This is a genomic window from Pseudomonas sp. Pmew2 (assembly GCF_058129885.1).
Genome location: NZ_CM176702.1, coordinates 5,462,715 through 5,484,771, shown reverse-complemented (window position 1 = coordinate 5,484,771; position 22,057 = coordinate 5,462,715). Strand labels below are relative to the sequence as shown.

At 55.4% G+C, this 22,057-nt stretch carries 20 protein-coding genes and 1 pseudogene; 2 read left to right on the top strand and 19 right to left on the bottom strand.

Annotated elements, in window-relative coordinates:
• The first annotated feature begins 60 nt into the window (after nt 1–60).
• Both AC4ANK_RS25335 and AC4ANK_RS25330 read left to right on the top strand, forming a co-directional pair.
• Nucleotides 61–810 carry an IS5 family transposase gene (locus AC4ANK_RS25335; protein ID WP_460382697.1) on the top strand — a complete coding sequence of 250 codons (750 nt, stop codon included), beginning with the start codon at nt 61–63 and terminating at the stop codon, nt 808–810.
• 79 nt (nt 811–889) lie between these two features.
• Nucleotides 890–1,870: an IS5 family transposase gene (locus tag AC4ANK_RS25330; protein WP_044424202.1), complete on the top strand. Its 981-nt coding sequence runs from the start codon at nt 890–892 to the stop codon at nt 1,868–1,870.
• A gap of 427 nt (nt 1,871–2,297) precedes the next feature.
• Here the strand turns inward: AC4ANK_RS25330 and AC4ANK_RS25325 are convergent, their stop codons facing one another.
• The 19 genes and pseudogenes from AC4ANK_RS25325 to AC4ANK_RS25235 form a co-directional block, all read right to left on the bottom strand.
• Nucleotides 2,298–4,556: an SNF2-related protein gene (locus AC4ANK_RS25325; protein WP_460383623.1), complete on the bottom strand. Its 2,259-nt coding sequence runs from the start codon at nt 4,554–4,556 to the stop codon at nt 2,298–2,300.
• A 107-nt stretch (nt 4,557–4,663) separates the two neighbouring features.
• On the bottom strand, nt 4,664–6,115 hold the full coding sequence (locus tag AC4ANK_RS25320) for a DUF6094 domain-containing protein (RefSeq protein WP_460383621.1): 1,452 nt from the start codon (nt 6,113–6,115) through the stop codon (nt 4,664–4,666).
• A gap of 29 nt (nt 6,116–6,144) precedes the next feature.
• On the bottom strand, nt 6,145–6,744 hold the full coding sequence (locus tag AC4ANK_RS25315) for a hypothetical protein (RefSeq protein WP_460383619.1): 600 nt from the start codon (nt 6,742–6,744) through the stop codon (nt 6,145–6,147).
• A 126-nt stretch (nt 6,745–6,870) separates the two neighbouring features.
• Entirely contained in the window at nt 6,871–7,482 is a 612-nt protein-coding gene (locus AC4ANK_RS25310) for a DUF3275 family protein (protein ID WP_460383617.1), read from the bottom strand.
• Nucleotides 7,483–7,583: 101 nt separating this feature from the next.
• Nucleotides 7,584–7,919 (bottom strand): hypothetical protein, encoded by a 336-nt coding sequence (locus tag AC4ANK_RS25305; RefSeq protein WP_460383615.1) that lies wholly within the window; start codon nt 7,917–7,919, stop codon nt 7,584–7,586.
• A gap of 359 nt (nt 7,920–8,278) precedes the next feature.
• Entirely contained in the window at nt 8,279–8,851 is a 573-nt protein-coding gene (locus tag AC4ANK_RS25300; protein ID WP_460383613.1) for an STY4534 family ICE replication protein, read from the bottom strand.
• 96 nt (nt 8,852–8,947) lie between these two features.
• On the bottom strand, nt 8,948–9,178 hold the full coding sequence (locus AC4ANK_RS25295; protein WP_004662782.1) for a hypothetical protein: 231 nt from the start codon (nt 9,176–9,178) through the stop codon (nt 8,948–8,950).
• Nucleotides 9,179–9,481: 303 nt separating this feature from the next.
• Nucleotides 9,482–9,847: a hypothetical protein gene (locus tag AC4ANK_RS25290; protein ID WP_083492163.1), complete on the bottom strand. Its 366-nt coding sequence runs from the start codon at nt 9,845–9,847 to the stop codon at nt 9,482–9,484.
• Nucleotides 9,848–10,055: 208 nt separating this feature from the next.
• A complete protein-coding gene (locus tag AC4ANK_RS25285; RefSeq protein WP_122218226.1) occupies nt 10,056–10,589 on the bottom strand; it encodes a regulator in 534 nt (177 codons plus the stop codon).
• A 1,073-nt stretch (nt 10,590–11,662) separates the two neighbouring features.
• Nucleotides 11,663–13,684 carry a DNA topoisomerase III gene (locus AC4ANK_RS25280; protein WP_460383610.1) on the bottom strand — a complete coding sequence of 674 codons (2,022 nt, stop codon included), beginning with the start codon at nt 13,682–13,684 and terminating at the stop codon, nt 11,663–11,665.
• A 128-nt stretch (nt 13,685–13,812) separates the two neighbouring features.
• A pseudogene (gene pilL2, locus AC4ANK_RS25275) lies at nt 13,813–14,376 on the bottom strand (PFGI-1 class ICE element type IV pilus protein PilL2); the annotation flags it as partial.
• Nucleotides 14,377–14,669: 293 nt separating this feature from the next.
• Complete coding sequence (locus AC4ANK_RS25270; protein WP_007247765.1) at nt 14,670–15,107, bottom strand: type II toxin-antitoxin system PemK/MazF family toxin; 438 nt, start codon at nt 15,105–15,107, stop codon at nt 14,670–14,672.
• Between the two features lie 233 nt (nt 15,108–15,340).
• Entirely contained in the window at nt 15,341–17,293 is a 1,953-nt protein-coding gene (locus tag AC4ANK_RS25265; RefSeq protein ID WP_002554696.1) for a DEAD/DEAH box helicase, read from the bottom strand.
• A gap of 2 nt (nt 17,294–17,295) precedes the next feature.
• On the bottom strand, nt 17,296–19,194 hold the full coding sequence (locus AC4ANK_RS25260; protein WP_460383607.1) for a hypothetical protein: 1,899 nt from the start codon (nt 19,192–19,194) through the stop codon (nt 17,296–17,298).
• Between the two features lie 104 nt (nt 19,195–19,298).
• Complete coding sequence (locus AC4ANK_RS25255) at nt 19,299–19,499, bottom strand: CrpP family ICE-associated protein (protein WP_460385225.1); 201 nt, start codon at nt 19,497–19,499, stop codon at nt 19,299–19,301.
• Between the two features lie 75 nt (nt 19,500–19,574).
• Complete coding sequence (locus tag AC4ANK_RS25250; RefSeq protein ID WP_460383605.1) at nt 19,575–19,862, bottom strand: hypothetical protein; 288 nt, start codon at nt 19,860–19,862, stop codon at nt 19,575–19,577.
• Between the two features lie 182 nt (nt 19,863–20,044).
• The gene (locus AC4ANK_RS25245) at nt 20,045–20,191 is read right to left on the bottom strand and encodes a hypothetical protein (RefSeq protein WP_164490369.1); all 147 of its coding nucleotides are present in this window, start codon (nt 20,189–20,191) and stop codon (nt 20,045–20,047) included.
• Complete coding sequence (locus tag AC4ANK_RS25240; protein WP_460383602.1) at nt 20,192–20,623, bottom strand: single-stranded DNA-binding protein; 432 nt, start codon at nt 20,621–20,623, stop codon at nt 20,192–20,194. It abuts the gene before it with no gap.
• Between the two features lie 164 nt (nt 20,624–20,787).
• Nucleotides 20,788–22,017 carry an IS91 family transposase gene (locus AC4ANK_RS25235; protein ID WP_082301315.1) on the bottom strand — a complete coding sequence of 410 codons (1,230 nt, stop codon included), beginning with the start codon at nt 22,015–22,017 and terminating at the stop codon, nt 20,788–20,790.
• Nucleotides 22,018–22,057 lie beyond the last annotated feature (40 nt).

Below are 22,057 nucleotides of genomic sequence, written 5' to 3'. Positions count from 1 at the left end.
TCTCTATGAGAACAGGCCCGTATTGTTGGAGTTCTCACACAACACCAATACGAGCCTGCAATGCCCCGATTAATGCTCAGTGATGAGCACTGGCCGAAGCTTCGAGAAATTTTGCTGCACGAATCGATCTACAACAAGCGAGATTTGCGCACCACGGTTGAAGGCATGCTGTACCGCATGCGTGTGGGTTGCCCTTGGCGAGACCTGCCGAAAGCGTTTGGAAACTGGAGCAAGGTCTACAAGCGGTTCAATGCCTGGTCTGCTTCAGGCAAGTGGGTCAAGGTGCTTGAGGTGCTGATGACCGATCCTGACATGGAGTGGGTTTTCATTGATGGCAGTTATGTAAAGGCTCATCAGCACAGTGCAGGTGCTGCCAGCACGCAGGACCAGGCCATCGGAAAAAGCCGAGCCGGTAACACCAGCAAGATTCACCTGGCTGTAGACGCTTGTGGGCTGCCCATTGCATTTGACGTGACCGGAGGCCAGACCAATGATTGTTCGCAGGCGGCCTCGTTGATTGCCAAGATGCCCAATGCAGAAGTGATCATTGCGGACAAGGGCTACGACACTGAAGCGATACGCGCTCAGGTCGAGCAGCAAGGCAGCAAAGTGGTGATTCCACGAAAGCGCAATTCTCTGAAAGGGAACGCAGATCTGGACAAAGGGTTATATCGCAATCGACATCTCGTAGAAAACGCCTTTGCCCGGTTGAAGCATTTCCGGGCGGCGGCTTCTCGGTTCGACAAACTCAAGAGAAACTATGAAAGCGTCATAGCAATGGCCTGCGCTTTTCTGTGGCTGCCAATGTGAAACGGGAACAGACCCTAGGGAATCTCCGAACAAGTCCCGGTTATGCGAAAATCGCCTGACCACCTGATCCGAGCCTCCCATGAGCCAGATGAGCTTTTCCGATTTCGAATATGCCAGCAAGCGCAAGCAGACACGCCGCGAACGCTTCCTCGCCGAGATGGATCAGGTCGTCCCCTGGACAGGTCTGCTGGGCCTGATCGAACCGTTCTACCCCAAGGCCGGCGGTGGCAGAAAACCTTATCCGCTGGAAACCATGCTGCGCATTCACCTGCTGCAGAACTGGTTCTCCCTGAGTGATCCGGCCATGGAAGAAGCGCTCTACGAAATCACCCCCATGCGCCAGTTTGCACGCCTGACGTTGAGTGCGCCGATACCGGAAGACACCACGATCATGAACTTCCGGCACCTGCTGGAGAAACATCAACTGGCTCCTGCAATCCTCGCGGTCATCAACGGTTATTTGCAGGAAAAAGGCCTGTCGCTGCGCCAGGGCACCATCGTCGATGCCACCATTATTCATGCCCCAAGCTCGACCAAGAACAAAGACGGCGAGCGTGATCCCGAGATGCATCAGACAAAGAAGGGTAACCAGTATTTCTTCGGTATGAAGGCCCACATCGGCGCTGACGTTGAGTCTGGACTGGTTCATCACGTCCATGGCACTGCGGCCAATGTGGCCGATGTCACTCAAGTCGCCGAACTGCTCCACGGGGAAGAAAACGCGGTCTATGCGGACGCTGGCTACACCGGTGTCGAGAAGCGTGAAGAGCACGAAAATCGTAACGTGATCTGGCAAATCGCGGCGCGGCGCAGCACGTATTCCAAGCTGAACAAACGCAGCCTGTTGTACAAAGCCAAGCGCAAGATCGAGTACTGCAAAGCGCAGACACGCGCCAAGGTCGAGCATCCGTTTCGGGTCATCAAGCGCCAGTTTGGTTACGTGAAAGTACGCTTTCGTGGGCTGATGAAAAACACGGCCCAACTGACCACGCTGTTCGCCCTGTCGAACCTGTGGATGGCTCGAAAGCGACTAATGGGTTTGGGTGAGTTGCGCGCTTAACACGGAAAACCGAGCGAAAAACGCGCTCGACTCACACTGCATCAGACCGTTTTCAGAAAAATAGCGCTATGTGCCTGGCAAATTACGGCTTGCCACCGCTGCGCGGCAAGTTGATCGGAGCATCCCTAGATACCTTTTGTTAACTTATTTCTGTTACGGCTTTATGACTACTGCTCGGCTCCGCTTCGTATTGCTTTTGATGAGTCGCGATTGCCCAGGCAAACAGGCCACTACATTCGAATTTCGTCGACTGAGTAAGGTTCTAACCCAGTAGGCCACTATCGGCTCAGCTGGGTCGCTGCCGGAAACAACTATTTTACGACATGGTGTTATAGGGCAGCACTGCATGGTGGCCGGAAATCTCGGTGTTTCAGGCTCACACCCCCAGACAATCTTTATAAAAAAAGCCACCCGAAGGTGGCCATGATTAAGCGTTGATGAGTTGTCTTGCGAGTGCCATCTCTACGGAGTCCCCGTCTTGATTCAGCGAATCGAGTCCAGACTCTGGAACATCCCCTGAGGTGCTCTGCGATACGGCGATTTTCTTGGCCATCAGCTGCAGGCAGGTGATCTGAGAACTGCCGATGTATCCGAAAAAGATCACCCTGACGTCCTGCTTCTGTCCGATCCTCCATGAGCGCCTTGCCGCCTGTTGCACCGTGTAGACGTTGTAACCCGTCTGCATGAACGCAATGGTCGGAAAGTCGAGCAGATCCAGGCCGGTTTTGACGAGCTCCGGATTGGTGATCAGTACGTCGACGCCTCGATCAACCTGGTCAAGGATCCAGTCCTCACGCCTGGCGGTGTCCACCGATGCACGCAGCACTGCCACCTTCAGTCCCGATTGCTCGAGCACCCGCTTCATGCGGCTCGTGGTGTCTCTTGTACCCGTGTAAACCGAGTAGGCCAGAACCTTGCGGTTGCGGGCTTTTTCAGCAAGACATAGGTCCAGAAGGGCTTGTTCCTTCGGCATGAGCTCATCGTCATCGAAGACCGACGGCACGAAAGCCAATGTGTCTCTGGATCGAGGATGTTTCACCACCTCAGGTCGAAAGCAGCAGTCCGGCCATGCCAACAGCACGTTCAACACCACCCCTAACAGCGTCGTATCTCTACGGGCCAGCGCCTGCCGAAGCTCGACGGTCAATGTCTGGGCAAGCTTACGGTGAGCCGCCTCCTGGTCTGGAGACATCGGAACATCAATGAACTCCTCCCGGTAACCAGGTAGCACGTTGCCGCCGATATCCTTGAGTTTCAGGAACACAGTGAAGGGTAGAACGAAGCGGTGAATGCCTTTCGGGCCGAACCCCGGCGCTTTGACCGTCCGCACTGAGAGTTTCTTACCTTTGGCAGTCTTGTGAGAACTGCCATCACGCTCGGTGTAGATATCCTTCAATACCCCGTGATCCCGCATAAAAGACATCGCCGCCGGCGCCATGCTTCCTCGCGCGTTGGGCTGATAGCCGTCCTCGATCATACGTCTGGTGAGGATCCGGGACAGGAGGTAGAACAGATCGTCTGCATAGCCGCCCATGAGAGTCCCGGTCAGCAGCACAGTCTTTCGTGCTTTGGCTGCGAGCACGCCCATAGCCTGACCTTGTGCCGATCCACTGTTTTTGTACTCATGCCCCTCGTCCACGACCAGTAGGTCGAAGCACCCATCAGGCAGGTAGCGCTTGATGAACTCGGTGGGTTGGTAACCCCCCTCGCCGAACCCAAACTCGATGTTGGCCATTGCACGCTCCATGCGCTTGGCCTGGCGGTCGCTGAAGATGAAATTGCCCTTGGCGTCCATCAGGTTGATGAACTCAGAGACATTGTCCAGAAGCATCGAGGCGAGAAAGTCTTCGCCGAAGTCTGATAAAAGCCGTTCTGCACGAACAGGTCCGATCGTAGGGATGCGGCACATCGACTTGAGGATCGTGCTGCGGCGGCTGCCGCCATCTGGTTTGCCCGGACGCATCAGCGTCCATAACGCGGCATCACAGTGATCGCAGCGTCGACGTCGCTCTTCACGCTGGAATTCCTCAGCGGTGATCAGATTACCTTCCTGGTCCTGAAGCAGACGTCCACAATCTGGACACGCTGCCAGGCTCCTTCCACCGCCTGCACGTCGTTGCCAAAAGGCCAGACGCCAGTGGAACCCCATCCGCATCCGCACACGGCCGAGAATAAAGAACTCCTGACGTCCGTCGTAGGTATCACCCAGTTGATCGCGCAGCTTCAGCAGCTTGACCAGGGTATCCGGTCCGTTGAGCACCCAGACGCGAGCGTCAGGGATGGTTTCGAGGATCTCGCGCCGCCACTTGTAGACCAGGTGCGGAGGCGCGATGACCATCGTCCTGCGATAACCAGCTCCATGCATGACTGCAGCGAGAGCGATGGCCATCATTGTTTTGCCGGTACCCATTTCGGCATTGATGATGCCAGCCTGCTCATTCTGATCGAGCAAAAGCGCGGCAATTGCCTGGACCACTTGGGCCTGGGCAGGGAAGGGCTGTCGTTTGAGGCCCTCCAGCACCCACTGCCGAGCCGGATTGTCGATGCCGGCATAGACCGGTGGATTGGAGCGGTTGAGTGAATCCAGAAGTTCGTCACCAAACTCCTCGATAAACTCAGTGAGCTCAATGTTCAAAGTTGGCACACAAGGGTGGCCTGCAGGCGCAGCCCAAGGCAGGTCGTTCATGATGTTTCTCCACTAATGGGTTAAACAGGGCATGCACGACACCACCAAGGGTATTGTTCATACCCTGAGGTGCGGTTTGATGGTTAAAAGGTCTTGATAAAGTTTTGTCAGTAGTCAGATGGCAACAGGACTGTTGTTACTGAGCGATCAGACTCGGTAATGATCCAGAGTCTGGTCTCATCCTCTGCGTCGATGTCATACCCGGAAAACAATCGGCCATCAGCACTCAGTGCTTGCTGGTTGCTGTCCCAGTCGTCGTTCGAAATCTCGCCCCAATCGCCCGTCGCGTGACGCCGCAGGTACTGCCTCACGTCGAGAGAGCTATTTTGAAGCAGACTTTGAACGCTGTGCGTGAGCATCACACGGCCCAGTTCAATTGAAGCCTTCTGACTACGTGCAGCAGTGTTTGAGGTGGTTTCGTGTGTAGCTGGTGTTGTCGCATCCGAGCTGATGGTCAGTGCGTACCCTAGATAGGATGAGCCTGGCGTCATATCCCATGCCCGAATCCTGGGCACAAAACGATCAGTCAAGATCCGAGTCTCAAACACGTTGCCGTCCTCGTCCTCGGTGAATTCGGTCTTGGGAACCTTATCCTTGTAGGTGTCGCCCTTGAGGACAAGGACGCGCCCTGACCGAGAGGTCACCACACCGGTTATGGCTCCAGCAGCGAGTGCCAATGCTAAGTGCCACCGTGAAAGTGCCTTCACGGGCGCGCGCGGTTGAGCGCCAGTCTGGCCAAAGTGCAGCGTGAAGTCAGGCCATAGGCCTCTCAGACGAAGAACCTCTTCACTGAATTGCTCGGGTTCAAGCGTGATTCGGTAGAAGTGTTCCAGATCATTGGCGATCGGCAGGACAGCGTATTGCTCCCATGGCCAAGTGGCCGGTAGCAGATCAGCAGCTTGCTCCCCGGATCCGATTGCCCGCAAATGCTCACGCATCGCCGCCACTTCCCGAGGCCTTGCCAGATCCTGACGGCGTACCCTGATCCCGAATATAACGACCTGTTTGAACGTCCGGTCTACCGCAGCGCAGATCCGCAGCCCGGTAAAGTGATTGGTGAGCCACCCACACAGCTCGTCGTCCAGCACGTAGTGAGGAACGATGAATACCATCACCCCTCCGTACTGAAGCAACGGCAGTGACCGTTGGTAAAATGCCTTCTCCAGCCTTTTGCGGCCGCTACCCTGGTACTGTGAAGCGCCAGAGTGGTCAGCGAACAGATCCCCGTAAGGAGGGTTGAGCCAGAGCAGTCCGAAGGACTGTCGAGAGATCATGGTGTCCATCAAGTCACCCTGCAGCACTCGGTCCAGCAACGTTTTCGAGTGATCAGCGCGCTCTTTGTCGTACTCAACCGCATACGTCTCTGTTCGGTCTCGCTCCAGTCGGTGTGCGACCTCAGCCAAAGCCACTCCTTCTCCCGAGCACGGATCAAGAATCCGCATCCGTCCCGAGGTCGCCGGCAACAATGCCTGCAGAATGCGCTCCAGAGTCAGTTCGTCAGTCGGGTAATAGCCATTGCGTGCAAAATTACGGGCAAGCCGTGAGAACATCAAAGCCATGGTTGGCTCCTTGGACTGGTAGGCGTGAACTACGCCGTAACTTCAGTGGTGAGTTTCCCTGCGCGAATGAGTTCGCCCAGGGCTTTTTCGAGCACGTCCAGCTGCAGCGACAAACGCCAGGCTGTCACCGAGCCGATAGCTCCCGGTAGCGGGTGCAACATGTTGTGCGCAGTAAGGACTTCCATCACCGGCTCACGCCAATGTGGTAGGAACGGAAGAGGGCAAGTGTCTACGATCAGCGGCCACAACCTGTCGAACGGGTCTTGGGCTTGATTGATGAGCGCGTAAGCAGAATGGTTTGCTCTATCGGGTTGCGAGCAACGCTGATCGAACAGCCATAAGTGCAGCAGGCTACCGAAGAGCGTTCCGCGAAGCTGGCGAGTGGTGCGTTTTTCCAACTGATCCGTATCAGGGAACACGGGGATGCGTTGGTCATTCATGGTGATGTGAAACTGGTCCAGGCCATTCTCAGCAGAGCCGAGTGTTAGCCTGGCCAGAAACTCCTGCATGGCCGTGTCGCGGCCCCAGGCTGATAGAAATATCAGGTTTCGCTGCTCGTCACAGACGCACGCGTCGACGTGCAGATCCGGGCATTCTTCTATGCGAAAGAGTTGAGTGCGGTTCGGCATTAGGTCCTCCAAAACAGGAGGGGGCCCGCCCTGAGGGGCGGTGATGCCCCTCGGGATTCAATGTGTTTAGCGGATAAACTCGGGTTTATCGATTGCTACCAGGAAATGATGAGCTTTGGAGCAGGATTAAGGTGTGCTGAGATTCCAAATCTGCAACTTGAAGTCAAGCTCATAGCCGAGCTCGCCAAGGCGTACACATTGTTGCCGTAGTCGCTGACGGTCTACCGTTGTATCGAGCTTGAATGAACTTCCAAGAGGCCAGATGGTGCCAAACAGCTCTGCATCAGCTTCAACTGTCGTGAACTGCTTCTGCGGTGCGGCCTTCGCCATTCCGAAGGGGGCTTCACCGTCAGTGGTAGCTGAACTTCTGGACATTGTGTGAACGGTGCGACGCGCCTTGGTTAGAGAGGAGCTTCCCGAAACCTCTTCGTCTATTGGGTCAGTTTCATGGTTTGACAGCCTTTCAGCTTCATCTGCGCTGAGGTTGGCCACGTCGTCCAACGACATGCTGTCCAGCCTGGCGCGGATCTCTACAACCAGTCTGCCGCCGTTGGTGTAGTAAGAAGGGCGAATCTCGGTGATAGCAAAATCGCCTCGATATTTCCCTTCATGGTACTGGTCCAGCAAGGCGTCCTTGATGACGAACTCGCCGATTGATGTTGAAAGCCTTCCGACATTGAATTCGCCGTTACGGCCTTTGATTGTGCGTATGGCCAGATAGCCGGGCAGGTTGATCATGAGCTACTCCGCGTTGCTCGGGCTGGCGACATACTCGGATGCCCGATGAAAAAAAAGCCCGAAGATTCGGGCTTGTTCGTGGTTTCAGGTTGACGACTGGGTCAGAAGAGGTTGAGAGGCTGTTCAGCTCTAAGCGAAATGCAAAGGTAGGAATTGCCGTTTATGGAATCCATCCGATGAAGTCTCAATTCGAGCCAATGACGCCCTGAGCGGTCACCGTTGGGCAGAAAACGATAGATGCCGAAGTCGATCTGGAGCTCATCGGGTTGCAGATGAAGCTCGCGATAGGCTTCGAGTACGACTTCGCCAAGACGAGTGCCGACCTCCGCAATGTGTGATGGTTGTTCCAAATGAACCGATTCTTTCCAGGCGGAAGGAGTCAGCACAACAGGCAGTTTCAGCAAAGTGGATGGCAAGCGGTTTATGGTGATGGACATAGTAATTCTCCAGGTGCGGGCAACCACCTGGCCCGACCGGGAGGTAATTACCCGGTCAGGTTGGTTTACGTTCTTGAGAACGGTTAGTTAGAATCTTTCTATAACGTGAAAGTCATCTGGCATACGTGTCGTATCAGGACATCATTGCGGTAGCCATCAAGGAAAGGAAAGTGGCTACCAATCCTCCAGCCCCTATCTGAGTCAATATTTGCGCGGACATTTGCTGGCCACATTCCAAAAAAAAGATGCTTAACACTGCAAGCACGAGCGTAGCGATGGCGCTTTTCATGAAATCGACACCTAGGTTGTGATGAAAAGAAAAGGCGCCTGCAGGGCGCCTTGAGGTTGTAAAAGATCTATCAAGCGGCTTGTTTCTCTCCTCGTCCTGCGCGAGCTGGTTTTGCTCGTGTTGGCTTAGAGGGAGTCGCAGCTGAAGTAGCTACATCAGTTGGTTCGCTTGCGGCAGACGCCTCGGATTGAACGACTGGGGTAGCTTCGGACTCTGAACTTTCAGAAGAGGCATGTGCTTCTTCTTTCTGCGGAGCCTGATAGACGTATTCACCTTCAACTTTGATCCAGGCAAGGTACAAGAGACGGCCTTTGAGGCTGACACCTGCTTGGCCCTGCTTGGCACCACTGCTGTAGGTAAAAACATCAGCCCAGATATCGCCAATCCGGAAAGAGACAAGAACCTTCTTCTCGGCAGCAACAGCTTCCTGGCAACGGCGAATCAGCTTGTCAGCTTCAGCACCCACCACGTTGCAGTCGATGTAGGCGTACTCAGGTTTCTCAGATGTGCCTTTGAGGGCCGCTACTGTCACAGCCATGAAAGGAGCGCCCTTACGAGGCTTCACTTCACGAATGCGGTTGAGATAGCCAATGCCGACGGTGTGCAGGTCGAAGTATTTAGTTTCGTTGGTAGAGTTGCTCATGATGTATCTCCAGTTTTGAGTGTTCAAAGCGGAGATACACTTCGCCCACGGGGAAGGTATTCCCCGCATGGGTGGTAAAGCGAAATTTTACGACAATCAATGCATGAATCTGAACGCAGTAAGCATAACGCCTACGGCAGCAGTCAGCATGACAGCCATACGAATGGTGAGTTTCAGTTCGAGTCTAGACTCGAGATTGTCGATGTCGGCTTTTGTCGCGAGTTGCGTTTGCATATCCGACTCCAGAGCATCGACGACTGCAGCGGCGCGTTTTTCCTCAACATCAATAGAGATCAATGCTTGGTACAGCGCAATACTGCTTTTCATGAAGGTCTCCTGCTGTGCACGAGACCGACCCTACGGGAAAAGTCCCGATGGGGTGAGAGAATCATTGTGCATCCATCAACCAGATAAACTGATCAACCGTTCGCGCTTCCGAATGCTTTGCGAACTGGGGGTTGGATTAATGCGAAAAACGCATCGTAGTCATGAAATCCAGACTACCTCGGGCATGTTGCTGACAACGTCAGCGTTACATGGTTTTAGAATCCTTTAAGGGCGATTCGTTTGTCAACCCTTCAAATGAAAAAAGCCCCTCAATAAATGAGGGGCTAGTCAGGGAGGGGAGTATCAAGCAATGAGCTGGTCCAGAGGACCCATGACAGGGGCCTTAACTGGTGGTTCAGCATCCTGCTTTTGGGATGTTTCCAGCGCCTTCGATGCGCGAGATTTCCGGGGTTTCTTCAGGGGTTTGGTCTGAATTTCTTGCATGTGGTGATCATACCAGCCACCAAGATCGACGTGTTTGCATCGAGCCAATGCCGGCAGGCGGTATTTTTCCCACTGTTCGTTGGACATCACAGGTTCAGGCATTGTCCTGACTTGCTGTGGTGCTACTGGTACTGGTTCAGGATTCGGCTTATGAGTGAACGCACGGATGCCTTCACGCAATGCTGTACCAACCCTAACGCCAAAACGAAAGCTTGCTGAACTCATGGTGTTTCTCCTGGGAAAAATGCGGAGAACACCGCCCGAGAGGGGAGTGATTCCCCGCTGGGTGAGTGACGTGTTTAATGTGCATCCATCGGCGTTTACATCACCGATCGTTCGCGCCTCCGGAAGCTTTGCGAACTTTAGGTTGGATCAATGCGCAGAACGCATCGTAGTCATGAGATCCAGACTACCTGGGGTGCTGCTGAGAACATCAACGCCATAGGCGCAAGATATTGAGGACGCTCCGGATACAGGCGTTCTTTGTGTTGAGGACAATGGCTTTCATGTCGGTTCTACTTGCGTCTGCAATTTCCTCTTGACGCCAGCGCTCCTCTTTCTTAGCCCACTCTTTGCAGATGAGCTCCGAATCATCCTTGGGGTAATATTCATCTGTACTGAAGTCCACATGGTCATCTGGCCCGGGGAGCTCAAAACACCCACAAGGACAAGTGTCTTCAGTCAGACCGTGGCTGCAGATGCCGTGACTACGAATATCGTCCATGTGTGCCTCAATTTCCGACGGTGAAAGATAACCATAGGCATAGCGTGCATAGGCAAATGCCTCCGCCACTTCGGGTGACGTTTCGTCACCGCCAAAAGTCTCGATCATCCGCGAACAGAAATGTTTGAGGACCATGGTTTCGTATGTGGGAAACCTACGACATGCGTCGCCGTACAGCATGTTGACGCGTTCAGTAATCTCAACATTTAGGAGTTGTGAGGGTGAAGCCGCGTGGTTCGGCATGGTCTGTCTCCGTTCAAACAGCAGAAAACGGAGACACTTGTCCCCGAGGGAAAGTATTCCCCGAGGGTAGGTGAGTTATATGATATGACTCGGCTAAGCCGAGTGCAGCACGGTGTGCGACGTGAAGTATGCATCCATCGGTACGGAATACCGATCGTTCGCGCCTCCGGAAGCTTTGCGAACTTGAGGATGGATCAATGCGTTGAACGCACCGTAGTCATGAGATCCAGACTACCCGGGCATGTGGCTGACAACGTCAGCGGTACATGTCTTCAGAATGTGAATTCGGGGAGGGCTTGTCAAGCAGTAGTAGCGCAGGAATCGCTTATGATCTTGGGTGAACGGCAATGACGTAATGAGTCGGACACCATTTAGGCGAGAATGCTCGCCAGATCGGGGATCACTTGAGCGCAGCGGCCAAGAGGATAACGATGAGAATCGTGCTGAGAGTCATCATCGTCACAGACGATCACTCTCAGCCAATGTGGGCTTGGCTATAACTTGAAAAATGTGCCACCTGTGAGCGCAAGCTCAGCGAGGATCCCTGGGCATTGATCGCACGCATTGCTTCATCGACATCACCCGACCCGTTGTCGTGGCTTGGGCCAGTAATCAAAAGGCACGCATTCGCGCACAAAAGGAGCCCGTTTTTTCACCGGCGGGCACCGGCAGCGAAAAGTGGCTACCTCGGAAGGTAACCTGGTCATCCAGCGCGTTGCGAGATGACCAGGTTACCTTCCGAAAAAGCGGGGGGTATTTGAAAAAAAGTGGGCCACAACACCAGTGTGGCCCTGAGACGATTATGCATCGAACCTTCCATGAACCCTATGTGCCTATGAACCCGCTTTCACGAGTTAGACGGCTGCGTGTCTGCTATTGAACAGGGAGACACAGGGAGAATTCACAACAAGATCTGTACGCCCCTCCCGATGCTTTGCGTACTTTGGGGTTGGAGAATGAAGGCAAGGCCGACTTCTCCAGGGTGTCACTGATGACCGTCAGTGACCAGCGGGGTGGAACAGTGAATGGATCTATTGTGGCACATCATTTGTCAGGCCGCTATATCCATTGGTTCAAGCGGTTTTGGTCGTGGCGGTGCGCGTCTTGGCTGACTTGCCCGGCGATTTTTTCTTCCCTGTACCGATGTTCACCGTACCTTTGCATTCGGGGTACCTGGTACACGCCCAGAAAACGCCTGAGGCTCCTTTGCGGTGCGAGGTTTTCGCGTTGCACAACGGGCACTTGGGACCGTCGGGAACCTTGATCGACAAGTTAGTGCCCTTGTACTGATCGACGAGCCTGGTGATCCAACTCGATTGCCTGGCGATAAAGTCATCGAGCGTCAGGGTGCCTTGCTTGATCATCGTGAGTGCCTGTTCCCAGATCGCAGTGGTGCCGGGGTCGGCCACTGCTGGAGGCACCGCATCGATCAGTGAAAACGCTGCTTCAGTTGCCCGCAGCGCGCGACCTTTCTTGATGAGCGAACCTCGGTCGATCAGGCTCTGGATTGTCCCGGCGCGAGTTGCTTCCGTCCCTATCCCCGTCGTTTCTTTTAGCTTCTGAGCCAGTCGTGGATCCTTGACCAGCTTGGCGATGGTCTTCATTGCCTTGACCAACGTGCCCTCGGTGTAGGGCTTGGGAGGTTCTGTCTTCAGCGCTTTCAGCTGCAGGTCCTGGATGTCACATCGAGAGCCAACCTGCAGCATTGGCAGGGTCTGTGACCGACCCCCACTTTCGTCTCCCTCTTCCTCGGATGAGCTAGAAAATAGAATTTTCCAGCCCGGCACCACTATTCGCTTGCCCACTGCCTGGAGTGAAACTGCATTGGATTCGAAGGTCGCCACGGTACGATCGTATTCATGGTTAGGCAGGAACTGCGCAAGAAAGTGAGCGCGGATCAACTCATAGACCCTGCGCTCCTTCTCAGACATTGCTGAAAGGTTCGCGGGTTCCAGGGTCGGGATGATTCCATGGTGGGGCCCCGTGATTTTTTTGTCATTCCACGCCCGTGAGCGCTGCTCCGGGTCGATCAGCAGGAGTGCCTTTCCAATAGTGGGATCAGTTCGGTTGATGGCATCAAGAACCATGGGGACTTCATCCAGCATGCTCTCTGGCAGATAACCGCAGTCAGTCCTGGGATAGGTTGTCGCTTTGTGGGTCTCATAAAGCGCCTGGGCGACGTCCAGCGTCTCTTGAACCCCCAGCCCGAATTTCGCCGAGCAGACCTCTTGCAGCGTACTCAGATCGAACGGCAGCGGAGCACTATCACGGGCACGCTCAGTCTCCACAGAGATGGCTGTAGCCATCTGGCTATTTTGCAGCGCATTGAGCGCGGCAGTTGCTGCGCTCTGATCAAGGCAGCGGCCTTCGTCATCGGTGACTGATTCATCGGCGACCCATTTAGCCAGGAACGAGTGCCCGGCAGTGCAGAGCTGAACGTCGAGGTTCCAGAACGGTTTGGGGATGAAGTTTGCAATTTCCCGGTCCCGGTCGACCACCAGGCGAAGGGTCGGTGTTTGAACACGGCCGACGGACAGCACGCCGGTGTACCCGGCCTGTCGTCCGAGCAGGGTAAACAGCCGTGAAAAGTTCATGCCGATCAGCCAGTCCGCCCTGGAGCGTGCGAGCGCTGATAGGTATAGCGGATAGGTTTCCGCACCCTGTTTGACGCTGCTGAGTGCCTGACGGATGGATGCTTCGTTCAGCGCGGACAACCACAATCTCTGAATGGGGCCGCGATACCCACAATACTCGATCAGCTCGCGCGCGATCATCTCACCTTCGCGGTCGGCATCGGTCGCGATCACCAGTTCTGTTGCTTCTTTGAGCAACTGCTTCACGACCTTGAACTGGCTGGCGGTCTTCGGTTTGACGATGACTTTCCACTGTGCAGGTAGAATGGGAAGCGTATCCAGGCTCCAGTTTTTCAGGTGATCGCCATAGGCACCCGGCGGGGCTGTTTCCAGCAAGTGGCCAATTCCCCAGGTGACGACCACCCCCGGCCCTCTGAGGCAGCCGTCGCCCCGGGTTTTTGCTCCGAGCACGGCGGCAATGTCCTTACCCTGGCTGGGCTTTTCGCACAGATACAAACGCATAAAGACTCCAATGAGATTTCTCCCGCCCTCAGATCCTGCTGTCTGGGGTAGGAGTGAGAAGGTAGCCGGGGGATGCAGTGCCGATGGCCAATGCCCAACGGCCACGGCTGATAAGGTGCTGTTTACCGGGTTTTTTCAGTGTTGGACGGTGGGTCAGTTTGAACCGGTGCTGTGGGCTTTGGTGTATCCGGAAGTTGGTAACCAGGCCGCAGTACGAAACAGACATCGCGCGTAACCTCATTGACTTTGACCTGCCATGCGGGACCTGCGAGCACCTGCAGGGTGTTGCGCAGGCTCATGGGGCCGAGCTTGTATTGCGTGGAAGGAAGGGGGCGCGTGAACAGGATGTTTAGGTGATCCGTGGTCGGTGGGCACAAGGCATAGCCCGAGCGGCTGATAACATATTGCATCGCATCCTGGACGGACGGGTGCATGTTGGGAGGAATGCTGACATCGATGATCTGGGCCATCAGGTCGCGTTGTTCGGCTTCTGGAGCGGTATTGACCAGGGCGTATCGACCGTAACGAACCGTGGGCTCCTGACCGGGCTTCGCGCCATTTGAATACAGGTCTGGCGAGAGCAGCTCAGGATTCTGGCTGGTGTCGAAAGCTGGTCCAACCGGTTTGTCTGCTACAGACGTGCATCCGGCGAATATCGCGAGTATGGAAAGTGTGGAAAGCTGCCTGATCATGTGTGCCTTGACCCCATTTCTTGATGGTGGCCAAGGTGCCAGCGCTTCAATTACAAAGCACTGCTAAACCCTAAACGGATCAATTCAGGTTATTCGAGGTGGCATGGCGACGCAGGGGGGCCGGGAGGGCTATCCCTCCGATGGATTAGCCGATCTGTCACCGCCGCTGACAAAATGCATTGAGGTAAAACGAAAAAACCCGCCGTTAGGCGGGTTTTTTCTAGGCGTTAAACGCACTAGGTGCAGCAAAGGGCTCAAAGGCCAGTGATGAAATAATAATAGCGACGCAGTGATTATGTCAATAGACCAGCTGCTGCAATCGTCTTGATGACGGCCTTTTGAATCAGTGTCACTTTGTCCCTTGGGAGGAAGGTCGGAATCGGTACCCCTTTCTCTTTGATCTGGTTCAAGCGATCTTTAGACACATGCGTGATGCATTCGGCTAGCGCCCATCGATCTCGTCTGTCGTAAAAACCAGTGATAGAGAACAAGGGCGGCTCCAAATATACATGTATGCCCCTGTGGACAGCATTTGGGTTGCCGCTAGAAGATATCGGCACAACCATCACGCAGCCGTTGGGAAGACGACCATTCAACACAACTACCATCCTGCGTTTGCGTATCTCCGGGAGCATGAGTCCGTTGTAGCGTGGTGTCGGAGGTGGCCGCATGAAGTCGCCGAACTCGCATTCCACTACCTCGCCGACCTTCGGTGTATACGTCAACGCCATGCAGATTGTCCTTGGAAGTTCTCGTTAATGGTCTGACCCCTATCTTGGCTTCGATCTTAATGGGACAGCCCAAAAATGCGGCCGGTCGTGAAACGGGTTGGCAACTGGACCGACACGATTACTGGCTGCAAGCCCGCAGCAATCATAACTTCTTTGGCACCGCTCGTGCTGGGACTTCGGCCCTTTTAGACCGTTATGCAACAGTGCACAAACATCCCTTCAGCCACAACCGATCAAAGGATCTCAGCAAGCGCTTTCTTGCTTGACTCCTCCGCTTCCGGATCGATCAGATCACTTGCCAAAGCGCGCTTATCCATGAGCATCTGCCACAGCTGCTGATCTATGGTGTCTTCAGCTAGAGGAATTTTGACGACGACCAAGCGCAGTTGCCCATTGCGATACGCTCGATCCTCCGCTTGGTCCTGCAGCCCCGGTGTCCATGGCAGCCCCAGGAAAAAGACATAGTTGGCCGCAGTGAGGTTGTACCCTGTGCCGGCGGCCGACCGGGTCCCGATGAATACCCTGCAGTCCTGATCCTGCTGGAAAGCATCAATCGCCTTCTGCCGCTTCTTGGGCGAGTCGCTGCCCACCAACGTCACGCACCCGACGCCCCTTGCAAGACAGTGCTCACGCAAACTGGCCACCGATTCCTGATACTCGCAGAAGAGGATCACCTTGTCGTCGACGTCCAGCTCGGCCATCAGGTCCGCCACGATCCGGACCTTCACGCGCTCGAGCAGTTGACGCAGTGCGCCCAGTCGCGCAAAACGATGCGTATCGCTGCGCATGATCTGATTGTACTCGTCACGCTCAACCTGGCTCAGGATCACGGGTACCGTCTGCCGCTGTTTGCCTTTCAGGTTGGGCAGCACGTCCTTACGGCGGCGAAGCATCCAGTCAGCAATCTCGGCACGAAGCGTCTTGCGAAACTCAGGACTGCCGGCGAATCGCTCGCAGAATTCATTGAGGGGCAGTTGACCGATTGGGTGGCCCGAAAGCCTGAGCAGTGTGTGCAGCTCGGCTTCGCGATTGAGCACAGGCGTGCCCGTCAACAGGTAGCGGTTTTGTACCTGCGCGGCTATATCGAAACCGTGGCGTGTCCATGCAGCAGTGGGTTCCTTGAGCCGGTGAGCCTCATCGATGACCATCACTGCAAACGAGCTTGCGTGTTTGACGAAGTCGCCCAGACGTTCGTAGTTGACGATGATCCAGCCTGCCTGCGCATCGAATGTTTGCAGGGCAATCTGAGCCTCTGGAAACACCATCAGGATTTCGCGCTGCCAGTTGATGATCAGGCTGTTGAGCACAATCACCAGAACCGGTTTGCCTTGAGCACGGATACCGGCGGCAATCACCGCCTGGCGAGTTTTCCCCAGCCCCATGTCATCGGCCAGCAGTGCGCTGGTGCGCTGTAGCAAATGACGAATACCACCAGGCTGGTGATCCATGAGAGAAAAAGACTCGAGCGCCTTGTCGATCTCTGCATTCGTGAGTTCGGTGTTTTTGATCGAGGGCACCGACGCCAAATAGATACCTGAATCTGAAACCTCCTCCTCGGACTTCGTCGGCTCAGGGGAGTACCCCCCCAAACTGATGCTGGTGACTTCACGCACCGGAGAAACAGACCCGTCGGCAAGCAGTTCTTGCAAGGTATCCAGAATCTCGAACTGATCCTCAGCCAGGCCCAGCTCCAGGATAAGGTTGCTTCGGACCAACTCCGCGGTGCCTTGGACCCGCCAGGCTTTGCCCGCCGAGAGGTATACTCCGCGCATGCGCTTGGCGATGGCGACAGCACCCGGATGAAAATCCCCTGACAGGATCACGCCACCTTCCGCCAACGGCGCGAGCCGAAGCTTCATCCCCCAAGTGAATGCGTCACGGTGCAGGTCGGACTGGGCAGAGGTGATCCTGTCCCGGAAGGCTTGCCAGCTTTCGATGTGTTTCCCATTCGCGAGCTCCGCCAGTTCCCGATACAGCACATCGAGGTCATCGAGCAGCTTGACCTTGGGCACTCGCCAGAACTGATTTAGCGGGTGATCAGACCGGCGTATGAAAAAACCACCCCGGCGCAACAACAGCTTGTTGGCACCTTCGAGATAACTCAGGGATAGTCCGAAGTCATAGCCGTCGTAAATGGCTTTGCGCAGCAGCACTGGACGCTTGTTCATCAATCGCGGCGCGGCCATGATCAGAGTCCCCTGTCCATGAAGCGCTCAGCCCACCCGATAACCTCTTCTGCGAAACGGATGTTGTAGATTGAGGTCTTGTCGGCATAGCGATCCATTTTCGCTACCAGGTTGGGCCAGTCCAGGTTCACCGGAAGACGACCGTTCCTGACTTCTGCGATGAACCTCTCGAACGCTTTCATCACCGGCGAGCCAGTGTCCGGGGTTTCGTTGTGGCGGTCTCTGATTTGAACGACGTGCAGATGCCTGGGAGTCCATTTACCCGATTGCCCCGTCTTGTGTTCATGACCATGGGCTCTGAGTGCGAGCTCGACCGACGCCAGCGGGATTGCTCCAGAGCGGATCGACAGGAGTCGGCAGTTACCTAAAAATGCGTGATAGTCGTAGGTGTCGATGCAGTGACCCAGAGCACGGTGCTCCCGGTCCAGGTCGTCAGCGCAGCGTAATTCGACGATGTGTAGGCCTGTTTCACAGCAGGTGATGGTGTCGGTGTTGAGCATCAGCCCCGGCCAGCGAGTGAAGGCATCTGATGGCTCAGGGGGGATAGCCTTCTCCAGCCTGGCCCTGATCGCTTCGAGTTCGCCGTGGAACGCATCGGTCAGATTTGATATCTGACGAAAGCTCAAGCCGCCCACAAACGCGTTCAGACGGTTCTTGGTGTTTAACGCCGCGCGACTGCCAGCCCTGTCGAGGCTGGAGAACAGCTCTCTGAGATCGACCAGCTTGGTCGTGATGTTCGACCAGGCAGGGTCCGCCCAGTCGGTTGGGCAACCCGCCAAAAGAGCGTTCATGTCAGGCAATGCTCGAAGCAATGACCACGGGATTGCCGACCTAAATGTATAGAACGAGCGCCATTGAGCTTTGGTGCTCGGGCGACGGTTACCTAAACGGGCACCTGCAATCAAATCGCCCCATCCGGCTTCGAGCCCCTCAGCATTCAAGCGGCTCAACGCACTGCCGGTGTCGTACACCCGCTGCTGACCCAGATAGCGGATCGCGGAGATGGGGGTGGAAAACAGCCACGCCAGCACCTTGTTCAAAGGCAGGCCGGTATCGGCTGCGTGCCCCACCAAGCCTGCTCCATCTCTGGTGCAATCATCATCCCAAGAGCCGCAGTACTCCTGCAGGTCTTTCCATGGGCACTGTTCAAGAATGCCGCTGTCTGCAAGGTGTGGCCAAGGAAGTGCATGGCCAATGACCAGCACTGGAATGAGGACGGGTTGCGCTTTCAAGGCCTGGAGCCGACGCGTACGATCCCCCCGAGCCAGCCAGTTATACAGTTGAGCAGACGGGCACTGTACCGAACGTACGGCGTGTAAAAGCTCTTGATCCAGGCTCTGACAAAACCTCTTCAGCGTGGCACCGATGCAGGTAAGGTAAAATCGGTTACGTGGACCGTAAAAGCGCTTGTTTCGGCCTTCTTCGCTGGCCGCCAAGAAATCCAGTTTCATGAGCGGTTTGATACTGAGCTGCGACTCGTGCAGTGCCAGGTCCCGTGCGTGTTTGCTGAACGACGTCAGAAGTGCTTGCGCACCCCCATGAATAATCAACTGATGAGCCAGCTTCAAAGCTCGACTGGCTGTGGGTGCGTGGACTGGGACTTTTCGCTTTTCATCAAAGCGCACAGCGGAAATCAGCTGGCCATCGAAGTATTGGAGCTGTCTGCCGAATCGCGCCACAGTTGGCCGTGCGACCTGGTCGTCGTTATGGAGTGAAACGCACCAGCACCGTGTCGACGAAGTGTGAGTCAGGTAGTGCAGCATGAACTCGTCATGTCGCTCCGGCGGTACGCCGAAATGATCAGCCCACGTGTTGGCAACAGCACGATGACGCTCTGGGAATTTCGCAATATCGAGAAGAGTCTGGACGAAAGTTGTTTCGCAAGTAGGCTCGGCAGTCATGACTCAATGAGCTCAAAGTGACTTGAGCCAGCACTGTCCTCGACCTGGACGGCACTCACCACGTTAAAACGTAAACGCGGTAGGAGTGGTTTAATCGCTCAGAGTCAGAAATCCAAGCGTTGCTGTTGCTCCTGGGCAAAACCCTTTAGCCACGATGCGCGCATGGCGGGATGCCGGTAGGGGCATGCGTGGAGAGGGATGCCGCTGCGCGCCGCGTCAGCACCGGCGCGCATCACGGCATGGTGAGGGTTGTTGAAACGACGCCGATCCGAAGTCTCATGCGTCGCTGTAGGGGCTGTTCTCAGAACTGAGGATTCCCGTGGTGGAGATCGAAGACATCCAGGACTTCACGAACGAGGCGATTTTTCGGGTATCCGGATTTAGCTGTGGGCAACCGCAGAAGCGCAAATCGGGTGCCGTTCCAAAATGGGGGCAATCTGCATCAAAACTTTCTTGGCGTCGGAAAGTGCTTTCTCCCAACGCTCCAGATCGTGCACCGTCACAGCAGTAGACCCGCTACATAGCTTGCGGCTAATGCTATCCCGCCGTGCCTGCGCTCCCTCGCAATCGAAAAGCGCGGCCCTGACGTCAGGCGCTTGTAGGGCAACCTCGTACTGCAGTTCGACGATGCTTGGCAACGTTTCAGTTTTCACGATTTCATTTGTCATTGTTCATTTATCCAGAAAACGGATTTAGTTTGTGGGCATCATTCAATTTGGCAGTCAGAGCGGTTCTTGATGCGGTGTTGTCTGGCATGCGGATGACATAGGTTACAAAGTGTCTGAGACTCATGAGATTCGACCCGTAAGAGATTCATCGTGGCGTGGGTTCGCCGATGTGCAGATTTCTTTCACCAGCTGATCCACGTAAAGGGCGTTTTTTTGCTCTGGCGAATAAATAGTTCAGAAAGAGCTGCCTGCTGGTGAAGAACGACGCTGAGCAGCTTCATTTCCACCAGCAGCCTCACGCAGAAGGCGCGGTTTTTCACTCCGGTCATCTACACGGGAATATCGTCGTCGAAATCCGGAGCTGCATTGTTTTGAGTTGAACTCTGATCGGTATGCTGTTGATCGCTCTGCGGCTGGTTGTATGACTGGGAAGGTGCCAATTGCACTGCTTCAACCCGGTGAGGAAGGATTGCGACCCGCGATGCCTGCACTTTCAACGCAGAGAACTCCTTCCCGTCCTTGGTCCAGTTATCAATGATCGCTCGCCCTTGGATCAACACCCTCATGCCTTTCTGATAAAGGTTGGCATAGTGCTCTGCGTCTTTATGCCAAAACTCGACATTGGCCCAGAACCCTCCACGGTCCTCAAAGCCTGTGCCATCGCTTTTAGGGATTGAGTTGTCGAAGTAGACGTTCAGCCGTAGCAAGCGGCGCGGATCCTTGTTGCCATTGGCAAACTCCTTGATGTATAGGAATTTCAATAATTCCTATACATGGTAATCCGCCAAAAAAGGTCCCCTCGGCGTGATGCCAACGTGGCGTCGATGGCGGCAAAAAGCTTTTTTTACCCATCACCCACGCCGAAAAATGGATTGAAAGCGACTTTTCTTTACCTTTTCCAGATTTTGGACGCACCTCTCCCGTATCAGGCCGGCACGTACCTCAATTGCGCGATGCTGTGGGCATTGTTGACCAGGCCCTGCACGGTCAGGCCGGCGATGGCTGCGGTGTACACCATCCGCGCTCCGCACAGCACGCAGCTGAACGGATCCCGATGCAAGAACGCTTTACTCATCTGCGCAAAATACAGTTTTGGCGCTTTGCCACGCCTTTCCATGCGTAGCGCCTCATACACCCGGGGTAGCTGTCGGCCACAGACGCGGTTGGCCAGAAATCCAAAATACCGGATCATCCGAAAGTGCTTCTCCGGGATGTGCTGCACCACCCGGCGCAGCATGTCGGTCTGGCTCAGCGTTTCCTGCTGATAGGTCTTGGTGCGGTGATCCAGGTAGGTAAAACTCAAGGTCGCGCTGTTGGTGTAATGGGCCAATCGGCTGCCCGAGATGGGCGGTTTTTTCAGGTAGCGGCCCAGGTAATTGACGGTCTTTCGGCCGTTTTTCGTCTTCTTCGACAAGTGGATGTGCCAGTGCTGGCCACCAGCGGTCAGTATCAGACGGCGCCAGTCGCTTTCACAGTGGATGTGGGCCAGCTGCGGCGGCATCGTCAATTGCGAAAGCGGCTGTCCCAGCAGGTAATCGCGCACCAGCCACATCCAGCGCCGCCGCAGGGCCTCTTTGTGGAACGACAGATTTTTCCAGACGCCCTGCTCATCCAGGCCGCCCGCGGTCACCGACAGGTGGACGTGGGGATGCCAGTTGAGCCGCCGGCCATAGGTGTGCAGCGCACCGAAAATCCCGACGCGCAAACCGCGCCGCTTGGCGGTGTAGATCAGGTTATCGGCCGCCAGACGAAACAGCGCATCGAGCAGCCAGCGGTTGTAGAAGAACAGGGACCACAGCGTGTCGGGCAGCGTGAACACCAGATGCTGCCAGGGGCAGTCGGGCAGACGGTTGTTTTGCACGGCGATCCACTGGTCGGTGGCCTTTTTGCCGCAGGAAGGACAGGCCCGGCAATGGCAGGTGTTGCACAGGTATTTGACGTGCGGGCAATGCTCATTGGCACAGGTGTAGTGTTTGACGCCCAGTATCGAGGTGCCGCAGGCGAGCATTTTGCTGATCGACTCCACTTCGATTTGGCGCAGACCGCCGGCTTCCAGCAAATCTGCCCAGCAGCCGTTGGCCGTGAAGAGGTTTTTGAGCGGTCGAGGTTTGTAAGCAGGCGGTGCAGAGGCCACGTCAGCAGGGCGGCTCCTCATCGTGGTGAATGACGGCGGTGATGGCGAATCCGCCTGGCCC

Bases quoted from the DNA above. Each gene is read 5' to 3' on its own strand.
- AC4ANK_RS25315 (WP_460383619.1), bottom strand. From the start codon at position 6,744: ATGCCGAACCGCACTCAACTCTTTCGCATAGAAGAATGCCCGGATCTG.
- AC4ANK_RS25290 (WP_083492163.1), bottom strand. From the start codon at position 9,847: ATGAGTTCAGCAAGCTTTCGTTTTGGCGTTAGGGTTGGTACAGCATTG.
- AC4ANK_RS25250 (WP_460383605.1), bottom strand. From the start codon at position 19,862: ATGACAAATGAAATCGTGAAAACTGAAACGTTGCCAAGCATCGTCGAA.
- AC4ANK_RS25300 (WP_460383613.1), bottom strand. From the start codon at position 8,851: ATGAGCAACTCTACCAACGAAACTAAATACTTCGACCTGCACACCGTC.
- AC4ANK_RS25305 (WP_460383615.1), bottom strand. From the start codon at position 7,919: ATGTCCATCACCATAAACCGCTTGCCATCCACTTTGCTGAAACTGCCT.
- AC4ANK_RS25235 (WP_082301315.1), bottom strand. From the start codon at position 22,017: ATGAGGAGCCGCCCTGCTGACGTGGCCTCTGCACCGCCTGCTTACAAA.
- AC4ANK_RS25245 (WP_164490369.1), bottom strand. From the start codon at position 20,191: ATGACCGGAGTGAAAAACCGCGCCTTCTGCGTGAGGCTGCTGGTGGAA.
- AC4ANK_RS25330 (WP_044424202.1), top strand. From the start codon at position 890: ATGAGCCAGATGAGCTTTTCCGATTTCGAATATGCCAGCAAGCGCAAG.
- AC4ANK_RS25270 (WP_007247765.1), bottom strand. From the start codon at position 15,107: ATGGCGTTGACGTATACACCGAAGGTCGGCGAGGTAGTGGAATGCGAG.
- AC4ANK_RS25260 (WP_460383607.1), bottom strand. From the start codon at position 19,194: ATGACTGCCGAGCCTACTTGCGAAACAACTTTCGTCCAGACTCTTCTC.
- AC4ANK_RS25335 (WP_460382697.1), top strand. From the start codon at position 61: ATGCCCCGATTAATGCTCAGTGATGAGCACTGGCCGAAGCTTCGAGAA.
- AC4ANK_RS25310 (WP_460383617.1), bottom strand. From the start codon at position 7,482: ATGATCAACCTGCCCGGCTATCTGGCCATACGCACAATCAAAGGCCGT.
- AC4ANK_RS25295 (WP_004662782.1), bottom strand. From the start codon at position 9,178: ATGAAAAGCAGTATTGCGCTGTACCAAGCATTGATCTCTATTGATGTT.
- AC4ANK_RS25320 (WP_460383621.1), bottom strand. From the start codon at position 6,115: ATGGCTTTGATGTTCTCACGGCTTGCCCGTAATTTTGCACGCAATGGC.
- AC4ANK_RS25280 (WP_460383610.1), bottom strand. From the start codon at position 13,684: ATGCGTTTGTATCTGTGCGAAAAGCCCAGCCAGGGTAAGGACATTGCC.
- AC4ANK_RS25265 (WP_002554696.1), bottom strand. From the start codon at position 17,293: ATGGCCGCGCCGCGATTGATGAACAAGCGTCCAGTGCTGCTGCGCAAA.
- AC4ANK_RS25285 (WP_122218226.1), bottom strand. From the start codon at position 10,589: ATGCCGAACCACGCGGCTTCACCCTCACAACTCCTAAATGTTGAGATT.
- AC4ANK_RS25325 (WP_460383623.1), bottom strand. From the start codon at position 4,556: ATGAACGACCTGCCTTGGGCTGCGCCTGCAGGCCACCCTTGTGTGCCA.